Below are 15,841 nucleotides of genomic sequence, written 5' to 3'. Positions count from 1 at the left end.
GCTACTTCCCCCGGCGCCAGAACGCGCGGACGCGGTCCTCGATGGCCTCCATCCCCGCCAGGTTGACGCCCCGGCGCAGCGCCTCGCGGACGATCAGCGAGCGCAGCGTCTGGTCGGCGGGCGGGAGCGGGTACCACATCTGCTGGATCGGATCGACGACCGGCCCGAGCAGGATGCCGACGAGGCCCAGCCGGAGCGCGATGAACCCGACGACGCCGGTCCACACGGCGGCAAACTGGCCCGCGTTCGCGAACGCGCTCAGCACGACGATGTAGAGCAGCCCTTGGACGATGGGGTGCTCCAGCACGCGCAGCGTGCCGATCAGGCCAGGCGCGACGACGCCGGGCGCGATGGCCGCCCACAGCGCGAACAGCACCAGCGCGACGCCGGCCGCCGTCCACCACGGCAGGACCGCCAGCAGGGCCGGGAGCGCGAGCGCCGCCAACGTCGCCGGGGAGCGGAGCCAGATGCCCGCGCGGGCCAGGAGCGCCCCCAGCCCGACCGCCTCGACGACGGGCCCGGCGTAGTCGCGCAGGAGCGGCTCCGTCGTGCGGTAGCGCGTGCCGTCGGCCGCCAGAAGGCCGGCGCGGGTGTCGACGTAGGCGGGGGTCTCGCGCGCGGCGCGCGTCCAGGGCAGGTTCACTTACTCGGCGGGGATGGAGCGGCGCTCGCCCTCGGGCTGGACGTCGAGCGTGTCGCCTGGCGCGACGACAAACCGGAAGCGCACGTCCGCAAGATCGACGCCGGCGGCCTCGAGGGGGGCCGCGAGCACGCGGCGCAGGGCGCGCGCCGAGTTGACCGCGGGCTGGTCGGAGGCCTGGAGGTGGGCCTCGGCCTGCTCGCGGAGCGCGGGCCGGACGCGGCGCAACGTCTGCTCGACGGTCCGCGCGGTGAGCGACGGCGTCAGCCGCGCCTGCCCGCTCAGGTCGATGTCGACCTCGGCGTCCTCCAGCTCGGGCTCGACCGAGAACACGGACAGCGGCGGCAGCACGACCTCGACGACGCCGTCTTGGCGGAACCGGATGTCGTCGGGGCCGAAGTCGTCGAGCGAGAACCCGTACGTCATCGTCGCCGGGACGCGGACGGCCACCTCGGCCCGGCCCGTCTCGATGTCGAGCAGCCGGATCCGCCAGCGCCGCGCGCTCGAGCCGGACAGCGTCGACGACAGCCGCCCGGTCACGACGAAGCCCTCGGCCGCCTCGGCCGCGATCGTCGTGCGCACCGTCGACCGGATCTCGTCCTCGCTGATCCCGCCCTGGGTGATCAGCACGGCGGCGGCAGTGACGAGCGCGGCGACCAAGCCGAGCCCGAGGAGGGCCCACCAACGGAACGAGCGAGAGGAGTCGTCGGGAGTCATGGGCGACGTACGCGGAGAGGCCGCTCCGTGTTGTCCGGCGCCGACGATGGGCACACAAACGATACAGGCACAGGCCTTTATCCGGCCAACAGCACCAGCGCGACGCCCGCCAGCCCCAGCCCGACCACGTTCGCGCGCGAGAGCGCCTCGCCCCACACGAACCGCCCGATGATCGCGGCGCCGAACACGATCGCGACGCTGTTGGCCGGGAACGCGACCGTCCCGTCGAGGTCGTCGAGCGCGCGCAGGAGGAACTCGGCCGAGCCGTAGTTGACGACCCCGAGGCCGATCCCCCAGACCCACGCCTGGGCGCTCGGCCAGCGTCCGGTCCGGACGCCCGTCGCCACCACAGCCACGGCGCCGACCAGGAACGCGACGCCGAACACGAACAGCAGGAACGTGGAGATGGGCGTGTCGCCGCCGGCGGCGGCCGAGAACGTCTCCCGAAACACCTTCATGTTGACGTCGACGAGCCCGCCGGACAGGAACAGCAGCGCCAGCACCCCGACCGTCTTCGGGGCGTCGACGTGGGGCTCGGCATCGGTGTCGCGGGCGGGCGGGCCGAGCTTGCCGGGCGGCTCGGCCGCGGGCCGGGCGACCAGGAAGAACGCCGCGCCGGCCAGCGTGAGCCCGACGAACTGGAACGCGGTCGGGACCTCGCCCCACACCAGCCACGAGGCCACGAACGGGACGACGACCGACAGCCGCATCACGCCCGCCGCCAGCCCCATCCCGGCCTCGCGGATCGCCAGCGAGAACAGCCAGAACCCGACGATGAACAGCACGCCCTGGCCCACGCCGAGCGCCACCAGCCCGCCAGTCAGCGCGCCCATCGGGGCGACGCCCTGCAGCGCCATCGCCAGCAACGCGCCGGCCAGGTAGTTCACCGTCAGCAGCGCCGTCCGGTCGAGGTCGCGCCGCTCGGCCACCTTGAAGACGACGGCGATCGACAGGCTGCAGGCGACGGCGAGGGCGAGGTAGAGCATCGGCGGGGCGAGGGAGCCGGTGAGGATAGCGGGCGCCCCGTGGAGAGGGGGCGGATCCCGGCCGAGGACTCCGCGGAGGGACGGCCCCCCGCGCGGGCGGGAGCCGGTCCGCGGTGGCCTCAGCCCCCCCGCCTGCCGGCCGGCCCCCTCGGATGAGGGGGGCGGCTTCGTTGGCGACGCCAGGCTCCCCACCGGCCTCGGCGCCGCTCGCGGAGTCCCCCGTCCTCACTCGAGGAGGGGGAACACCCCGGAGGGTCGGCGAAGCCGGGAGGGGTCCCCGTTGCGGGCGCGAGCCAGGGCTGGCGCAAGCCGGCCGCCCTCCTCTGCCCCCTGGACGAGACGGACGATTGGGCCAGAGGCCACCGCGAACCGGCTGGCGCACGCCGACCTACGGCGTCCCCCTCCCCGTGGGAGAGGGACAGGGTGAGGGGGCGACCCAAGCGCAAGGCCACCCGGTGGCGGCCCGCTACTCCTCGCCCTCGGAGGGCGTCGGGCGGCGCTGGATGAAGTACTCGACGCGCGACGGGCTCAGCGTCACGTCGCGGACGTCGAGGTCGGCGGGCCAGCGGACGGACACCGGGACCTCGCCGTCGGCCGGGTTGCGGCGGATGTCGAAGTAGTCCACGACGGCGCGGAAGCCGGACGTGCTCAGCGCCCGCTCGTAGGTGTCGCCGACGGTCGGGACGCGGTAGATGGCCGTCACGCGCGCCGGGTCGAACCGGACGCCGACGATGTCGTCGGGCAGGTTGGTGACCTCGACGTCGAGCACGCGGCGGCCCTCGGTGAACTCGCCCACGTCGACGGCCACGCGCGTGGCCCGGACGGACGGCGTGAGCAGGCCGCCGAACGTGTCGGCGAGGGCGACCGTCCGGGCCAGGCTCTCCTGCACGTTGTCCTCGAGCAGCACCTCGGTCGGCCAGTCGTCGAGCCGGCCCAGCAGCGACTGGGCGCCGGTGACGGTCACGGAGTCCGGCTGGAGCCGGGGCGCGCGGAGCAGGTCGTACGGTGCGACGGTCTGGATGGACGACCGCAAGCGGATCGGGAGCCGCCGGCTGGTGCGCACGTCGAGCGCGAGCGCGATCACCTCCGGGTCGACGCCGACCACGTCGACGTTGGGCGGGAGCCCCGTACCCTGGATCGCTGCCATCATGTTGACGGTCTCGTCCTCGGCCACGACCTGCAGGGTGGTCAGGCGCCGGGTAAGCGAGAGCAGCGTCCAGCCTTCGCCTCGGAGGGTCGCCGTGACCTCGGTCGGCGGGAGCTCGCGCAGGGCCTGCCTGGCGGGCGTTTGGGCGATCTCGACCGGCAGGCGCACCTCGACCGAGTAGGTCTCGCGCATCGAGAAGCTGAACCACATCACCAGCGCCACGACGAGCGACAGCAGCATCGCCAGCCCGCGCTCGCCGGGCGGCTCGCTCTCGTCGACGGGCGCCGCGCTGGGGGCCAGGGCCCGGAGCCGGTCGCGGACGGCGAGCAACGTGCGGGCCGGACGGCGGGGCGCCCTCGCCCCGCTCACGACGTCGCGCGCAAGAAGGCCAACAGCTCGTCCTTCGAGGCCCGCGAGATGTCGCGGCCGCTCAGCCGGTCGTCGTCGCGGTCGCGCGCGAGCTGGCGCAGCTCCTTCACCGTCCGGTCGCCGAGGTCGTCGCCCGCGCTCGCGGCCGGTTTGCGGACCGAGGGCAGCGCGCCCGGCTCGGCGCCGACCAGCATCGTCCAGACGCCTGGAGCGGGGCGCGGGATGAGGTGCGCCGAGACGACCGTCCCGACGCGCTCGCCCGCGGCGCGGCCGGCGTCGAGTGCGGACCGGACGGCCGCGACGTCGCCGACCACGAGGTGCGTAATCAGCGCCGGGTTCGTTCGCTCCTGGCGCACCAGACGCACGCCGGCGGCCTTCACCATCGCGTCCGCCGCCTCGATGGCGGCGACCAGGCCGTGCGTCTCGAGCAGGCCGAGCGCTTCGTAGGGCGAGGGGTCGGCCACCGGAGCTACTCGCCCGGCAGGATCGCCTCGACTTCCGCGTGCGGGCGCGGGATGACGTGGACCGAGACCAGCTCGCCGACGCGCTCGGCGGCCGCGGCCCCGGCATCGGTCGACGCCTTGACGGCGCCGACGTCGCCACGGACCATGACGGTGACGAACCCGCCGCCGATCTGCTCCTTCCCGATCAGGTTGACGCGGGCGGCCTTGACCATGGCGTCGGCCGCCTCGATGGCGCCGACCAGGCCTTTCGTCTCGACCATTCCGAGGGCGGCGCCGATGTCTCCGTTGGGCATGTTGTCTACTCGTGAAAGTGGGGGGGCGGCGCGGACGTGCGCCGGGCCGGCAATCTAGCGCCGCCCGACACCCAGCACCAACGCCCGGCCCCAGGATGAGAGGGATGCGGGATGGAGGGATGAGGGAGAACGAAGACGGACCCGGGCCGATTGGCGCCATGCCCCAGACCTCCGCGCCTCTATCCCTTTGCCTCCCGGTCCCTCCGGGTCACCAGACCCACCGCTCGCGCGAGGTCGTCGCGCCGGTACACGCCGAGCGCGAACAGCCCGGGCACGTACGCCGCCGCCAGCGCCACGCGCGCCGCCAGCCGCGGGACGGTCTCCCAGCCCTCGACCGGCCGACCGACGACGTACAACCCGGCCGCCAGCGCGCCGATCGCCACCAGCGACCGCCACGGGTACGCCACGGGCGCCGACGCCTGCGCCAGCCGCGCCGTCAGCAGCGCAAGCGCCGCGTACGCGACGAGCGTCGCCACGGCCGCCCCGGCGATCCCCATCACCGGGATCAGCACCACGTTGAGCGCCAGGTTCAGGATCGCCGAGGCGCCCACGCTGACGGCGACGGCCCGCGTCCGCCCCGCCGTGTAGAGGACGTTCACGACGACGAAGTACAGCCCATAAAACGCGAACCCGCCCGCGACGAGCATCACCACGTCCGCCGTCCCGATAAACTCGGGGTCGTCGGTGAGCAGCCGGCTCACGTCCGAGACGAACAGGCCGAGCCCCAGCGTGACCCAGCCCGCGAGCGCGGCAAAGTGGCGGAACGCCTGGCGGTGCAGCTCCGGCGAGCCGGTCTCGTCGAGCGACTTCATCCCGAGCACGGTGAACGCGAGGACGAAGCTCTGGACCAGGAACGAGTTGACGACGCCCCCGAACCGCGCGGCCCACTCGTAGACCGCCGCGCCCTCGGCCCCCAGAAAGTGGAGGACGAGAAATCGATCCCCCAGATTCAGGAACCGCGCCGCGAAGCCGGACGCGATCAGCGGTGCGCCGAACGCCAGCATCGGCCCGATCAGCCCGCGGTCGACGGTCCGGTCGACGCGCGCGATCAGCATCGGCGTCACGACGACGGCGACGACCGCGGCCGACGCCGCGTACCCCTTCATCACGCCCACGAGCCCCTCGCCGCGCACCAGGAACCACACCACGAACGCGACCAGCAGCAGCGCCTCGACCACGCCGACGAGCACGAACGCCGCCGCCTTCTCGCGCTGGCGGAGCACGGTGTACGACACGTCGGAGACGGTCTTGATGCCGATGTACACCGCCAGCCACCGGACGGCGTGGGCCCGCGCGGCCGTCCCGAAGATCAGCTCCGACGCGAGCGGCGCCAGCGCCCACCCCAGCGCCGCCGCCACGGCCCCGGCCACGACGGCCACCGACAGCGCGGTCATCGGAACGGCCGCGCGCTGCCCCTCGCTCAGCGTCGGCGACGAGGCGAACCGCAGGATCCCGAGGGGCAGCCCCAGCCCGGCCACCAGGAGCGCGAACATCTTGGTCGCGTCGAGCGCGCCGAGGTACCCGAAGTCGGCCTTCGCGAGGATCTCCGGGTCGCCGTAGTACGCCAGCAAGATGAAGCCGCTCAGCTTCGACGTGACGCTGGCGATCGCGTAGATGCTGCTCTGCTGAAACAGGCGGCGGAGCACGGCTAGCGCCTCGCGGCGGCGATCTCGTCGGCCATCGCTTGGGCGACGAGCGCCCCGGCCGCCATGGCGTCGGCGCGCATCCGCTCGACGCCCTCGAACAGACCGGCTCGCGCTCCGGGCAGCTCCTTCAGCACGCGGTCGAGGCGGGCGACCATGCCCTCCGGCGAGGTCGTCTCGATGTGCTCGACCCAGTGGCCGAGCCCATACGCGCTGAACAGCTCCTCGGTCTTGAACTGGTACGCGATCGGGAGCACGGGCGTCCCCGCGCACAGGGCCAGGATCGCCGCGTGCATCCGCGTCGCGATCACCAGGTCGCACGCCCGGTACGCCTCCAGCACGCCGAGCGGCGAGTACTGCCCCCGGTCGACCTCGACACGCTCGCGGACGTCCTCGGGCAGGTGCGCGACGACCGCCAGCGCCGTCGCCGAGTCGTCGTAGCGATACCCCGGCGTGCCCTGGCAGGTGGAGAGAAAGCGGACCGTCGCGCCGTGCGTGCGGACGAGCTCCGTCACGGTCGCGGCGACCGACCGGCGGTAGCGCTCCATGCCGTCGTCCGAGTCGCCGGTCACAAAGTGCGGCCAGTCGCGCACCGACACGGCGACGGTCGGGGACTCGGGCCACTCACGGGACTGCGCCGCCGTCAGCGTCTCGGCATCGGCGAGCGCGAACGCGGCATCCGCGCGGACCGACGTGTGCGCGCCCGCCGCCACGGCCGCCACCTCGACCTTCGACCGCGCGTCGCGCAGCAGGATCACTCGGGCGGTGCGGAAGATGCGCGCCAGCTTGCCGACCGGCATGTCGTCCGACAGCGGGCCGATGGACTGGGTGTACAGCGCGTACGGCTTGCCGAGCGCGTGGAGCACGTCGAACTCCAGCAGGCGCGGGCCCAGCCAGTACGCCGGCACCCAGTACGTGCCCCCGGAGCTGACCACGAGGTCGGCGTCCGCCAGCGCTCGGAACGGCTCGACGCCGTCGGCACCGGCGAGGGCGTGGGCCAGCGCGCGCTTGCCCGCCGCCTCTGCGCGCGCCGCCGCCCGGAGGCGCGCCGACCGCGTGAACCAGCGCGCTGCGCGCCGCGCGCGCGCCGGGATCCCGCGCGCGATCTGCGGCCACGCCACGCTCGACAGCCCGGCCACGACGGTGAGGTCGGGGTAGTACGGCGCCATCACCTCGGGCTGGGTCCCGAAGACGGTCATCTCGAACGGCGGCAGCGCCGCCCGGAGCGCCCGCTCGACGCCGTAGAGGATGGCCGCGTCGCCCCCGTTCCCGAGGGTCACGTTCGTCACGGCGAGGCGGAGCGGGCGGGGAGGCGTCGGCATGGCGCGAAGGTACCGGGGCGGGGGCTGGCGGAGGGAGAATGGAGAGTGAGGCTGGCGCCCCGCCCGACACGACCCTGCTGGCGCACATCCGCTCGCTCGCGCGAGCCTTACCTACGGCGTCCCCCCTCCTCGGATGAGGTCTCGGATCCCGCTTGCGGGGAGGGGGACAGGGGGTGATCGGACGGCTGGCGCGAGCCACCTACGCCGTCCCTTCTTCCCTCGGGAGAGGGACCACCGACAGGTCGACGCAGCCAGGGTGAGGGTGTCCGCCGGCACGCGCGCGCCCTCCGCTTGCGCGAGCCGAGGCCTATCCCCTCAGCGCGCGCGCCACGCCGACCGCCGCGCCCGCGCCGGTCGCCAGCCCCCGGATGGCGCCGTGCAGCAGCCGGGGCCGGACGACGGCGCCGGCCAGCCGCGCCAGCCCTTGCGCCGTCTGCTTGCCCGCCTTGAGCGCGCTAAAGCCGGCCTGCCGCCCGCGCCCGCCGTCCGCGTAGCGCCACGCCTGGCGGCCGTTCACAAACGCGCGCCGGGCCACATACCCGGGCCGCTGCTTCCACGCCGGCTCCAGGTGGTCGACGCCCATCGCGGGCGCGTGCCACGTCGCGTTCCCGAACCGGTCGACCAGCCGCCCCGCCAGCTCGGTCTCCTCGCCGAGCCCCAGCCGCCCCGCCACCATCCCCAGCGCCGGGTCGAACCCGCCGACGGCGGCGAGGGCGTCGCGGCGGACGGCCAGATTCCCGCCCGAAAATCCCCGGCGCGCGGCGGCGTCGGGCAGCGGCCCCTCGGGTCCGAACGTGCGGCGCACGCTTGCGGGGTCGAACCACGCGGGCGGCGGTGTCGGAAACCGGGGCTCGATGGGGCCGCCCGCCAGCACCACGCCGTCGTGGGCGATCGCCTCGCGCAGCGCCGCCAGCCAGCCGGGCCACACGAACGCGTCGTCGTCGAGGTACACGATCCAGTCGGCGTCGGACGCCGCGAGCGCGCGGTTGCGGGCCGCGCTCAGCCCCGGCACCGGCTCGCGAACGGCGCGCACGCCCTCCACCCCGGCCAGCAAGGCCGCCGTCCCGTCCGTCGACCCGTTGTCGACGACGAGCACCTCGACGCCGGCCCCCCCCTCGACCTCGGCGAGCAGCGCCGCCAGCGCCTCGCCCAGGATCTCCGCCCGGTCGCGTGTGCACACGGCGATCGTGATCGTCGGGCTCATCGGTCTTCGTTGAGCTGGCGGATGACGCCCGCCAGCGTCTCGGTCTGCGCGAGCCGCGTGTACGGCGCCACGGCGTCCCACGCGGCGCCCGCGTGGGGGGTGCCCGCGTCCCACGCCGCGTAGTGCCGGCGGAGCCATTCCGCGACCCCGTCCACGTCGTCGCGGGCGAACAGGTCGCCGCCGCCGGTCTCGGCGAGCAGCGCCGCCGCGTCGCCGTCGGGCGGCCCGACGCCGAGCACGGGGCGGACGCTCGCGAGGTACTCGTAGAGCTTGCCCGTGATCATGCCGCGGTCGGCCGAGAACGGCTCGATGCTGAGCAGGAGCGCCCCCGCCCGCGCCTGCTCGCGGACGGCCTCGGCGTGCGTGACGTACGGCACGGCCTCGACCGGCGCGCCCGTCGCTTCCGCTGCTTGAAGCACGTCGGGATCGGTCGTGCCCACGAGCCGGACCGCCAGCCGGTCGATCTCGCCCGCTTGGCGCAAGCGGCGGACCGCCTCCCACACGGCGGTCGGGTTGCGCGTCGCGTACAGGCTCCCGACGTGCGCCAGCACGAACGCGTCGCCTCGGACGGCCACGTCGTCCGCCGCACCGAGGTCTGCGTGGTCGACGCCGTTGTGGACGACCGTCACCGACCCGCGCTGAATCCCGCCCCGGTTCTCGAGGTGCCGCGCCCACGTCGGGCTGACGGTCGTGACGGCGTCCGCGCCCCTCAACACGCGCCGCTCGAGCCACGCGTCGAGTTTGCGGGCCGGGCCCGACATCGGGAGGTCGTCGTAGAAGTTGATGGCCGTCCAGGGGTCGCGGAAGTCGGCGACCCAGGGCACGCCCATCCGCTGGAGCCGCCGCCCGACCAAGTGCACCGAGTGCGGCGGGCCCGACGTGACGACGGCGGCGACGGGCTCGGCGATCCGCAGCGACTGCCCGATCACGCGGCGCCCGGCGAGCTTGGCGAACGGGACCCACCCGACACGCGCGTCCGGCACGAACACGTTCGCCCGGATCCAGAGCGCCAGCCGCGCCGCCCACCCCGCCGTCGAGACGGCGCCGGTCGGGACCTCGCCCTTGCCCGTCAACCGTCCGTAGAGCCGCAGCGGGTCCGGCGCCCGCGTCCGCACCACGCGGACGCCCTCGGGCACGTCGGCCACCAGCCCCGGGTCGGTCGCCGGGAACGCGCCGTCCTCGACGGTCAGCACGACGGGCTCGAAGCCGGTCTCGCGGAGGTAGCGCACCGTTTTGAGCGTGCGCTGCACGCCCGGCCCGCCAGCGGGCGGGAAGTAGTACGTGACGACGAGGACGCGGGGGAGCACGGGGCCGGGGGCGTGGGGACGGGGGAAGATCACGGTTGTCCGGGGGCGCCGCCGCGATCGTTTGGGAATCCGCCCGTTCCTCGCCGGTCCGCCGCCCTACCGCTCGCGCCGCGCGAGGTCCACGCGGAGCACGAGCCCGCCTCCGGCGTGCGACGCCCCGGAGGCCATCGTCCCCGCCGCCTCGACGCCGGCCCACAGCGGGCCCACGACCCGGACCGCCCCCTGCCCCGTCAGGCTCACGCCCGCCCGGACGTAGCCGTCGTAGCCCCGCGCCCCGTCCTCGCCCCACGTCACCGACGGGCCGACGGTCGCCGCCAGTGCCGTCCGGTCACGGAGCGAGGCCCGGCCTAGGCCGACCGCCAGCGTCTGGAAACGGTCCGGCGCGAACGGCCTCCCACCGATGTCGGGGGGCTCCGCCCCGGCCCGCGCGCCGGCGAACGCCCCGCTAAAGTCGAGGCGCACGCGGTCGACCTCGGCGTACGACAGGCGCGCGACCCACGGGCCCTCGACGAGGTGAGCGGCCACGGCGAGGTAGAAGTCGTTCTCGGGGCCCGCCTGCTGCGCCAGCACCGGCCCGACGCCCAGGCTGAGCCACGCGTCGACAGGAGCCGGCTGCGCCGAGGCCCCGAGGGTCAGGGCGACGGCGACGAGGAGGGCACGCATGGGGACGGCTGAAGGGAGCGCGAGTGTAGGGGACGGGGCCGCCCCGGCCTCTGGTCCGAACGGACTACCCGCGTGACCCCGCCGGCGCCCGCTTCGCGGAGGGATGGGCAGACTCCCTCCCCGCCCGATGCTCGCCCTCCTGCTGGCCCTGCTCACCGCCGGCCCCTCGGCCCCCGCCCCCCTGGCCGACGCCATCATCCTGGTCGGCCCGCGCGGGACGCCGGCCTACGAGTTCGCCCAGAGCCGCGAGAACGGCTCGACCGTCTTCGCCCAGCGCAAGCTGTGGCGCGCGCTCCAGCAGGCGGCCGAGCTGCTCAACGAGGGCGGCCAGCGCACCGTCACCGTGGGCGTGTCCCAGGGCGACTACGACGGCGAGTTCGGCGCGGGCGTCCAGAAGATCCCCCGCATCACCAACCCCGACGGGACGCTCAAACTCCTGGCCGGCTTCAACGACGACTTCTCGGGCCGCCAGCCGTTCGCCTTCCACGTCCGGGTCCCGACCATCTGGGGCCGCGACGGCGCCATCGTCCAGATGGAGAACCGCTCGTCGCTCCGCGAGCTCGTCGTGAGCGGCCTGATCTTGGACGCGTCCCCGTCCAACAAGTACGACGCCCGGACGAACAGCCTGCTCCAGGGCGAGTCGCGGCACTACCCGATCATGTCGTTCGGCGGGCCGGGCGTCGAGGTCCAGCGGCTGGTCGTCGCCGACAACGTGTTCATCAACGGGGCCGTCGGGGCGCTCCGGCTGGGGGCGTCGCCGCCGCGCGGCACGTCGGGCGAGGTGGTCATCCAGAACAACTTCTTCCTCAACAACATCCGCGCGTTCGACACCCAGACATTCGGGCAGCGGGTCGGGGCGCCGTTCGGCCGGTTGGTCGTCCGCCACAACTCGTTCCTCCTCAACTTCCCGTACCGCCCGGACCCCGACGCCGCCGACGTCTCGACGGTCAAGCTGTACCACCGCGACGCGTTCGACGAGATGGTGTTCGACCGCAACATCTTCGCGTACAACCCCGGCGGCGTCTTCCAGCACGACTGGCCCCAGGACCGGATGGGCGACCTGGTGCTCCGCGAGAACCTGTTCTTCCTCAACGGGGTGCTCTGGGGCGAGAGCGCGCCGGAGGCCGCCGTGGTCGCGGGCAAGTTCGGGACCGGCGCCGTCTACCGCGTGCTTGACCTCTACGACGTGGAGGACGACCTCGACGGCGAGATGTCGGGGAACGTGGCCTTCGACCCCAACATCCCCGTCGCGTTCGCGCCGCTCCAGGCGGCGTCCAGCAGCGGCGTCTCGGCCGAGCCCTCGTTCATGAACAACGTCCGCCGCCTCTTCGGGGCCAACACGGACGGCGGGACCGTCGCCATCGCCAACTTCGCGCCCCAGATGGCCTTCGACGCCCGCGCGCTCCCGTTCCCCATCAACGACGAGGCCAAGCCGTACGGCGTTCAGCCCGCCCTGATCTGGGGGGCGACCGGGAGCGAGCCGTAGCAGCGAGGATCGGGAGGCCGCGCGCCGCCCGCTCTTGGTCTGAGCGACAACCTGCGCGGAGTCGGCGGCGTCGTTTGGCCGGGGAGCGCGCGCGCCCTACGTTGGGAGTCCCGGCGGTTGGTCCCGCCGGGCTCCGGCGATTTGCGGTTGCCGGTCGTTTCATGGGGCCGCGGGCGCCCGGCGCGAGTCGGGCGCCCGCGTGTGGTCAGGCCCTCAGCGCATCCGCTTGCGGCGGTTGCGGGCGTAGTCCTCGAACAGGAAGCCGCCCAGTTCGTCGAGCCCGGCGTAGTAGGCCCGGCCGTGGTTGACCTCCGTCAGCTGGCGGACAAAGTCCTGGAGGTACGGGTCGCGGGCGATCATGAACGTCGAGATCGTGATCCCCTCGCGGCGGCAGATGGCGGCCTCGTCGAGCACCTTGTTGACGATCTGGCGGTCGAGCCCGTAGGCGTTCCGGTACATCCGCCCGTTCACGAAGTGGCACGACGGCTTGCCGTCGGTGATCATGAAGATCTGCTTGTTGCGGTTCTTCCGCCGCCGCAGGATGTCGCGCGCGCGCTCGAGCCCGGCGCGCGTGTTGGTGTGGAACGGGCCGACCTGGAGGTACGGGAGGTCCTTCATCTCGACCTCCCAGGCCTCGTTCCCGAACGCCACGATGTCGAGGGTGTCCTTGGGGTAGCGCGTCGTGATGAGCTCCGCCAGCGCCAGCGCCGTCTTCCGCGCGGGCGTGATCCGGTCCTCGCCGTAGAGCACCATCGAGTGGCTGAGGTCGATCATCAGGACCGTCGCGACCGACGTGTGGTGGTCGGTCTCGAACACCTGGAAGTCGTCCTCCGCCAGCGAGAACTCGCCGATGCCGCCGCGCTTGAACGCGTTCTGCAGCGTGCCCGTGACGTCGAGGTCGTGGACGTCGTCGCCAAAGTGGAACGGGCGCGTCTCGGGCTGGCGCTCCGAGCCGGCGCCCGAGAACGGCGTCTTGTGGTCGCCTCGGCCCGCCTTGCGGAGCTGGGAGAAGATCTCCTCGAGCGACCGCTCCCTCAGCCCGCGCTCGGCCTTGGCCGTGATCGAGACGACGCCGGTCTCGTCGTCGCGGTCGATGTAGCCCTGGTCCTTGAGCGCCTCGATAAAGTCGCCCAGCCCCATCCCCTCGTCGGTGATCCCGTACTCCTTGTCGATGGCGGTCAGCCAGCGGAGCGCCTCGTCGGCGTCGCCGCCGGTGTGGAGGAGGAGCTGCTGGAACAGGTCGAGCAGGGTGTCGAACGTGGACTTGGGGGACCCGTGGCGGTCCTCGTTCCAGTCGGCGTAGCGGAAGCGCATGGGATCGGGAGAAGGGGCGGCCGGCCGGCCGCCGGGCTCCCACGGGGAACGGCCCGCGGCGTTCCACCCGTGCCCACATGCCCGGGGACGTGCGACGCGGGGGAGGCACCCCATGTGGGCTATGTTTGGCACCCCGCCCTCCTCTGTCGAATGGCCCACCGCATCTTTATCGTCGAAGACCACCCGATCACCCGGGACGGCATCCGCGCCCTGATCCGCTCCTCCGGCGACCTCGAGGTCGTCGGCGAGGCCGGGTCGGGGCCGGACGCGCTCGACGGCATCGCGCTCAGCAAGCCCGACCTCGCCCTCGTCGACATCTCGATCGACGGGTCCGACGGCATCGAGCTCACCAAGCAGCTCCGGTCGATGTACCCCGACCTCCACGTGCTCGCGCTCTCGGCCTACGCCGAGCGCGTCTACGCCGAGCGCGCCGTCCGCGCCGGCGCGCGCGGCTACGTCGCCAAGCAGGAGGCCTCGGACACGCTCCTGGACGCCATCCGGACCGTCCTCGACGGCCGCCTCCACCTGTCCGACGCCGTCCGCGACCGCGTCGTGGGGAGCTACCTCTCGACGACCACGCCGACCGAGTCGACCGTGGCCGACCTGACCGACCGCGAGCTCGAGGTCTTCCGCCACTTCGGCTCGGGCATGACGACCGCCCAGGTGGCCGACACGATGATGCTCTCGCCCAAGACGGTCGAGACGCACCGCGTCCACATCAAGCAGAAGCTGGGCCTGAAGACGACCAACGAGTTCGTCCAGCGGGCGACGCTGTGGAAGGCCGAGAACGAGTTTTAGAGGGCACGAGGCAAGAGGGATGGGGCAAGGGGCATCCGATGCCTGCCGCCCCACCCCTCGGCTCGGCTCAGTCGGGCAGGTTGTAGGCGGCCTTGACGGCGGCGTAGTCGCGCAGGTCGATCCGGGCGCCGGCGCGGCCACTCGCGAAGTACAGGTCCTGCGGGATCACCACGAGCCGGAGGTCGATGTCGCTCGACCCGCCGAGCACGCGCTGCGGGACGATAAAGTCGAACAAGTCGGCCGGGTCGGCCGAGAAGTCGGTGTACGGGGCCGACGAGACGACATCGAAGTACAGGTCCTGGTTGTCGAACGAGTACTCGTAGGAGGCCGTGTAGCCGACGACCGGGACCGTCGTCGTGCCGCCGTTCCCGTCGTCGGCCAGGACGATCTCCTCGAACGAGCGCGAGAGCGGGAGCGCGGCGTACGTCGGGTTGCCCGACGCGCCCTCGACCGGCGAGACCAGCTCGACGTCGATGTACAGCATCACGAGCGCGCCGTCGCCGGCCGTCGCGAGCGCGTCGTCGAGGTCGCCTCGGCTGACGCTCGCGTCGCGGGCGTCGAAGGTGGCCGTCTTGAGGTCGCCGCCCACTGCGTAGTCCTGGGCGTCAAAGGAAAAGTCGGCGACGAAGACGCGCAGGGAGGTGTCTTCGTAGTAGGGCTCGTTGACATCGCAGGCGCCCAGGAGGGCGACGGCGGCGAGGGCCAGAAGAGAAAGGCGGAGGGGCATGGGTCGGGGGGGATCGTGAGCACCTGGCGAGCCGCGCAAGCGGGCGACCGGGTAACGGGGCGGGCGAGAACGGACGACGCCCGACCGGACGTGCCGGACGGGCGTCGAGATTCGGTGAGCCGGTTGTGCGCTATGCCGTCGCGCGCCGCGCGATGGCGTAGAGCGAGCCGACGAGCGCGATCTTGGTCAAGTCCCACGGGACGAACCGGAGCCAGCCGTTGACGACGGCCTCGGCCGCCGAGAGGTCGGTCGCCAGCCACAGCCCGAGCACGCCGCACGCGAAGAGGGCGACGGAGCCGCCCGCGAGCGCCAGCAGCGAGCGCCCGAACCCGCGCCGCCGGCGCGTGACGGCCCCGCCGATGGCCGCGACGAGCGGGAACGCAAACAGATAGCCGGCCGAGGCGCCCGCCAGGTGCGCCAGCCCGCTGGCGCCGCCCGCGTACACCGGCAGCGCCAGCCCGAGCGCGAGGTACAGCCCCATCGCGAGCGCGCCGTTGCGCGAGCCCAGAAACAGCCCGGCGCCGTAAACGGCGACCGTCTGCAGCGTCAGCGGGACCTCCCACAAGTAGATCCGCACCTCGAACTGGGCGAGCAGCGCGGTCAGCAGCGCCGTGCCGACGACGAGCGCGGCCTGGAGCACGAGCGGGGCGTCGGCCGCGCGCAGGCGGTCGACGGAGGCGGCGGACGGGGCGGTGAGGGCGAGGGACATGACGGCGGCGTGTGGGGTCGGGAAAGATACGGGGGGGCGTCCGCAAGGGCTC

16 protein-coding genes are annotated in these 15,841 nt (G+C 73.4%); 2 read left to right on the top strand and 14 right to left on the bottom strand.

The window, feature by feature from the left end:
- Nucleotide 1: 1 nt before the first annotated feature.
- From ACLIRP_RS01680 to ACLIRP_RS01630, 11 genes are all read right to left on the bottom strand, one after another.
- Nucleotides 2–643 carry a hypothetical protein gene (locus tag ACLIRP_RS01680; RefSeq protein WP_412062221.1) on the bottom strand — a complete coding sequence of 214 codons (642 nt, stop codon included), beginning with the start codon at nucleotides 641–643 and terminating at the stop codon, nucleotides 2–4.
- Nucleotides 644–1,357, bottom strand: coding sequence for a DUF4230 domain-containing protein (locus tag ACLIRP_RS01675; protein WP_412062220.1), 714 nt, complete (start codon nucleotides 1,355–1,357; stop codon nucleotides 644–646). It abuts the gene before it with no gap.
- 77 nt (nucleotides 1,358–1,434) lie between these two features.
- Complete coding sequence (locus tag ACLIRP_RS01670) at nucleotides 1,435–2,343, bottom strand: hypothetical protein (RefSeq protein WP_412062219.1); 909 nt, start codon at nucleotides 2,341–2,343, stop codon at nucleotides 1,435–1,437.
- A 466-nt stretch (nucleotides 2,344–2,809) separates the two neighbouring features.
- Nucleotides 2,810–3,820 carry a hypothetical protein gene (locus tag ACLIRP_RS01665; protein ID WP_412062218.1) on the bottom strand — a complete coding sequence of 337 codons (1,011 nt, stop codon included), beginning with the start codon at nucleotides 3,818–3,820 and terminating at the stop codon, nucleotides 2,810–2,812.
- 35 nt (nucleotides 3,821–3,855) lie between these two features.
- Nucleotides 3,856–4,323 carry a BMC domain-containing protein gene (locus ACLIRP_RS01660; protein ID WP_412062217.1) on the bottom strand — a complete coding sequence of 156 codons (468 nt, stop codon included), beginning with the start codon at nucleotides 4,321–4,323 and terminating at the stop codon, nucleotides 3,856–3,858.
- A 5-nt stretch (nucleotides 4,324–4,328) separates the two neighbouring features.
- On the bottom strand, nucleotides 4,329–4,616 hold the full coding sequence (gene eutM / locus ACLIRP_RS01655; RefSeq protein ID WP_412062216.1) for an ethanolamine utilization microcompartment protein EutM: 288 nt from the start codon (nucleotides 4,614–4,616) through the stop codon (nucleotides 4,329–4,331).
- 179 nt (nucleotides 4,617–4,795) lie between these two features.
- Nucleotides 4,796–6,262: a polysaccharide biosynthesis C-terminal domain-containing protein gene (locus tag ACLIRP_RS01650; protein ID WP_412062215.1), complete on the bottom strand. Its 1,467-nt coding sequence runs from the start codon at nucleotides 6,260–6,262 to the stop codon at nucleotides 4,796–4,798.
- 2 nt (nucleotides 6,263–6,264) lie between these two features.
- Nucleotides 6,265–7,581: a polysaccharide pyruvyl transferase family protein gene (locus ACLIRP_RS01645; RefSeq protein ID WP_412062214.1), complete on the bottom strand. Its 1,317-nt coding sequence runs from the start codon at nucleotides 7,579–7,581 to the stop codon at nucleotides 6,265–6,267.
- Nucleotides 7,582–7,888: 307 nt separating this feature from the next.
- Nucleotides 7,889–8,785, bottom strand: a complete 897-nt coding sequence (locus ACLIRP_RS01640) for a glycosyltransferase family 2 protein (RefSeq protein ID WP_412062213.1) — start codon at nucleotides 8,783–8,785, stop codon at nucleotides 7,889–7,891.
- Nucleotides 8,782–10,092: a glycosyltransferase gene (locus ACLIRP_RS01635; RefSeq protein WP_412062212.1), complete on the bottom strand. Its 1,311-nt coding sequence runs from the start codon at nucleotides 10,090–10,092 to the stop codon at nucleotides 8,782–8,784. The genes ACLIRP_RS01640 and ACLIRP_RS01635 overlap by 4 nt, the downstream gene beginning before the upstream one ends.
- Before the next feature lie 96 nt (nucleotides 10,093–10,188).
- Nucleotides 10,189–10,755 (bottom strand): hypothetical protein, encoded by a 567-nt coding sequence (locus ACLIRP_RS01630; protein WP_412062211.1) that lies wholly within the window; start codon nucleotides 10,753–10,755, stop codon nucleotides 10,189–10,191.
- A 127-nt stretch (nucleotides 10,756–10,882) separates the two neighbouring features.
- Here ACLIRP_RS01630 and ACLIRP_RS01625 point away from each other — a divergent pair, with 127 nt between their 5' ends.
- The gene (locus ACLIRP_RS01625) at nucleotides 10,883–12,241 is read left to right on the top strand and encodes a hypothetical protein (RefSeq protein WP_412062210.1); all 1,359 of its coding nucleotides are present in this window, start codon (nucleotides 10,883–10,885) and stop codon (nucleotides 12,239–12,241) included.
- A 213-nt stretch (nucleotides 12,242–12,454) separates the two neighbouring features.
- On the opposite strand, the gene ACLIRP_RS01620 is transcribed toward ACLIRP_RS01625, so the two are convergent.
- Complete coding sequence (locus ACLIRP_RS01620) at nucleotides 12,455–13,555, bottom strand: vWA domain-containing protein (RefSeq protein WP_412062209.1); 1,101 nt, start codon at nucleotides 13,553–13,555, stop codon at nucleotides 12,455–12,457.
- 150 nt (nucleotides 13,556–13,705) lie between these two features.
- On the opposite strand from ACLIRP_RS01620, the gene ACLIRP_RS01615 reads away from it, so the two are divergent.
- Nucleotides 13,706–14,353, top strand: a complete 648-nt coding sequence (locus ACLIRP_RS01615; protein WP_412062208.1) for a response regulator transcription factor — start codon at nucleotides 13,706–13,708, stop codon at nucleotides 14,351–14,353.
- Nucleotides 14,354–14,420: 67 nt separating this feature from the next.
- On the opposite strand, the gene ACLIRP_RS01610 is transcribed toward ACLIRP_RS01615, so the two are convergent.
- Nucleotides 14,421–15,080: a hypothetical protein gene (locus ACLIRP_RS01610; protein ID WP_412062207.1), complete on the bottom strand. Its 660-nt coding sequence runs from the start codon at nucleotides 15,078–15,080 to the stop codon at nucleotides 14,421–14,423.
- Between the two features lie 130 nt (nucleotides 15,081–15,210).
- Entirely contained in the window at nucleotides 15,211–15,789 is a 579-nt protein-coding gene (locus ACLIRP_RS01605) for a biotin transporter BioY (protein ID WP_412062206.1), read from the bottom strand.
- Between the last annotated feature and the right edge of the window lie 52 nt (nucleotides 15,790–15,841).

The organism is Rubrivirga halophila (assembly GCF_046845755.1).
In the GTDB taxonomy this organism is placed as follows: domain Bacteria; phylum Bacteroidota; class Rhodothermia; order Rhodothermales; family Rubricoccaceae; genus Rubrivirga.
Note: the sequence above shows the minus strand (reverse complement) of the source record. Positions and strands in the feature narration are given on the sequence as shown.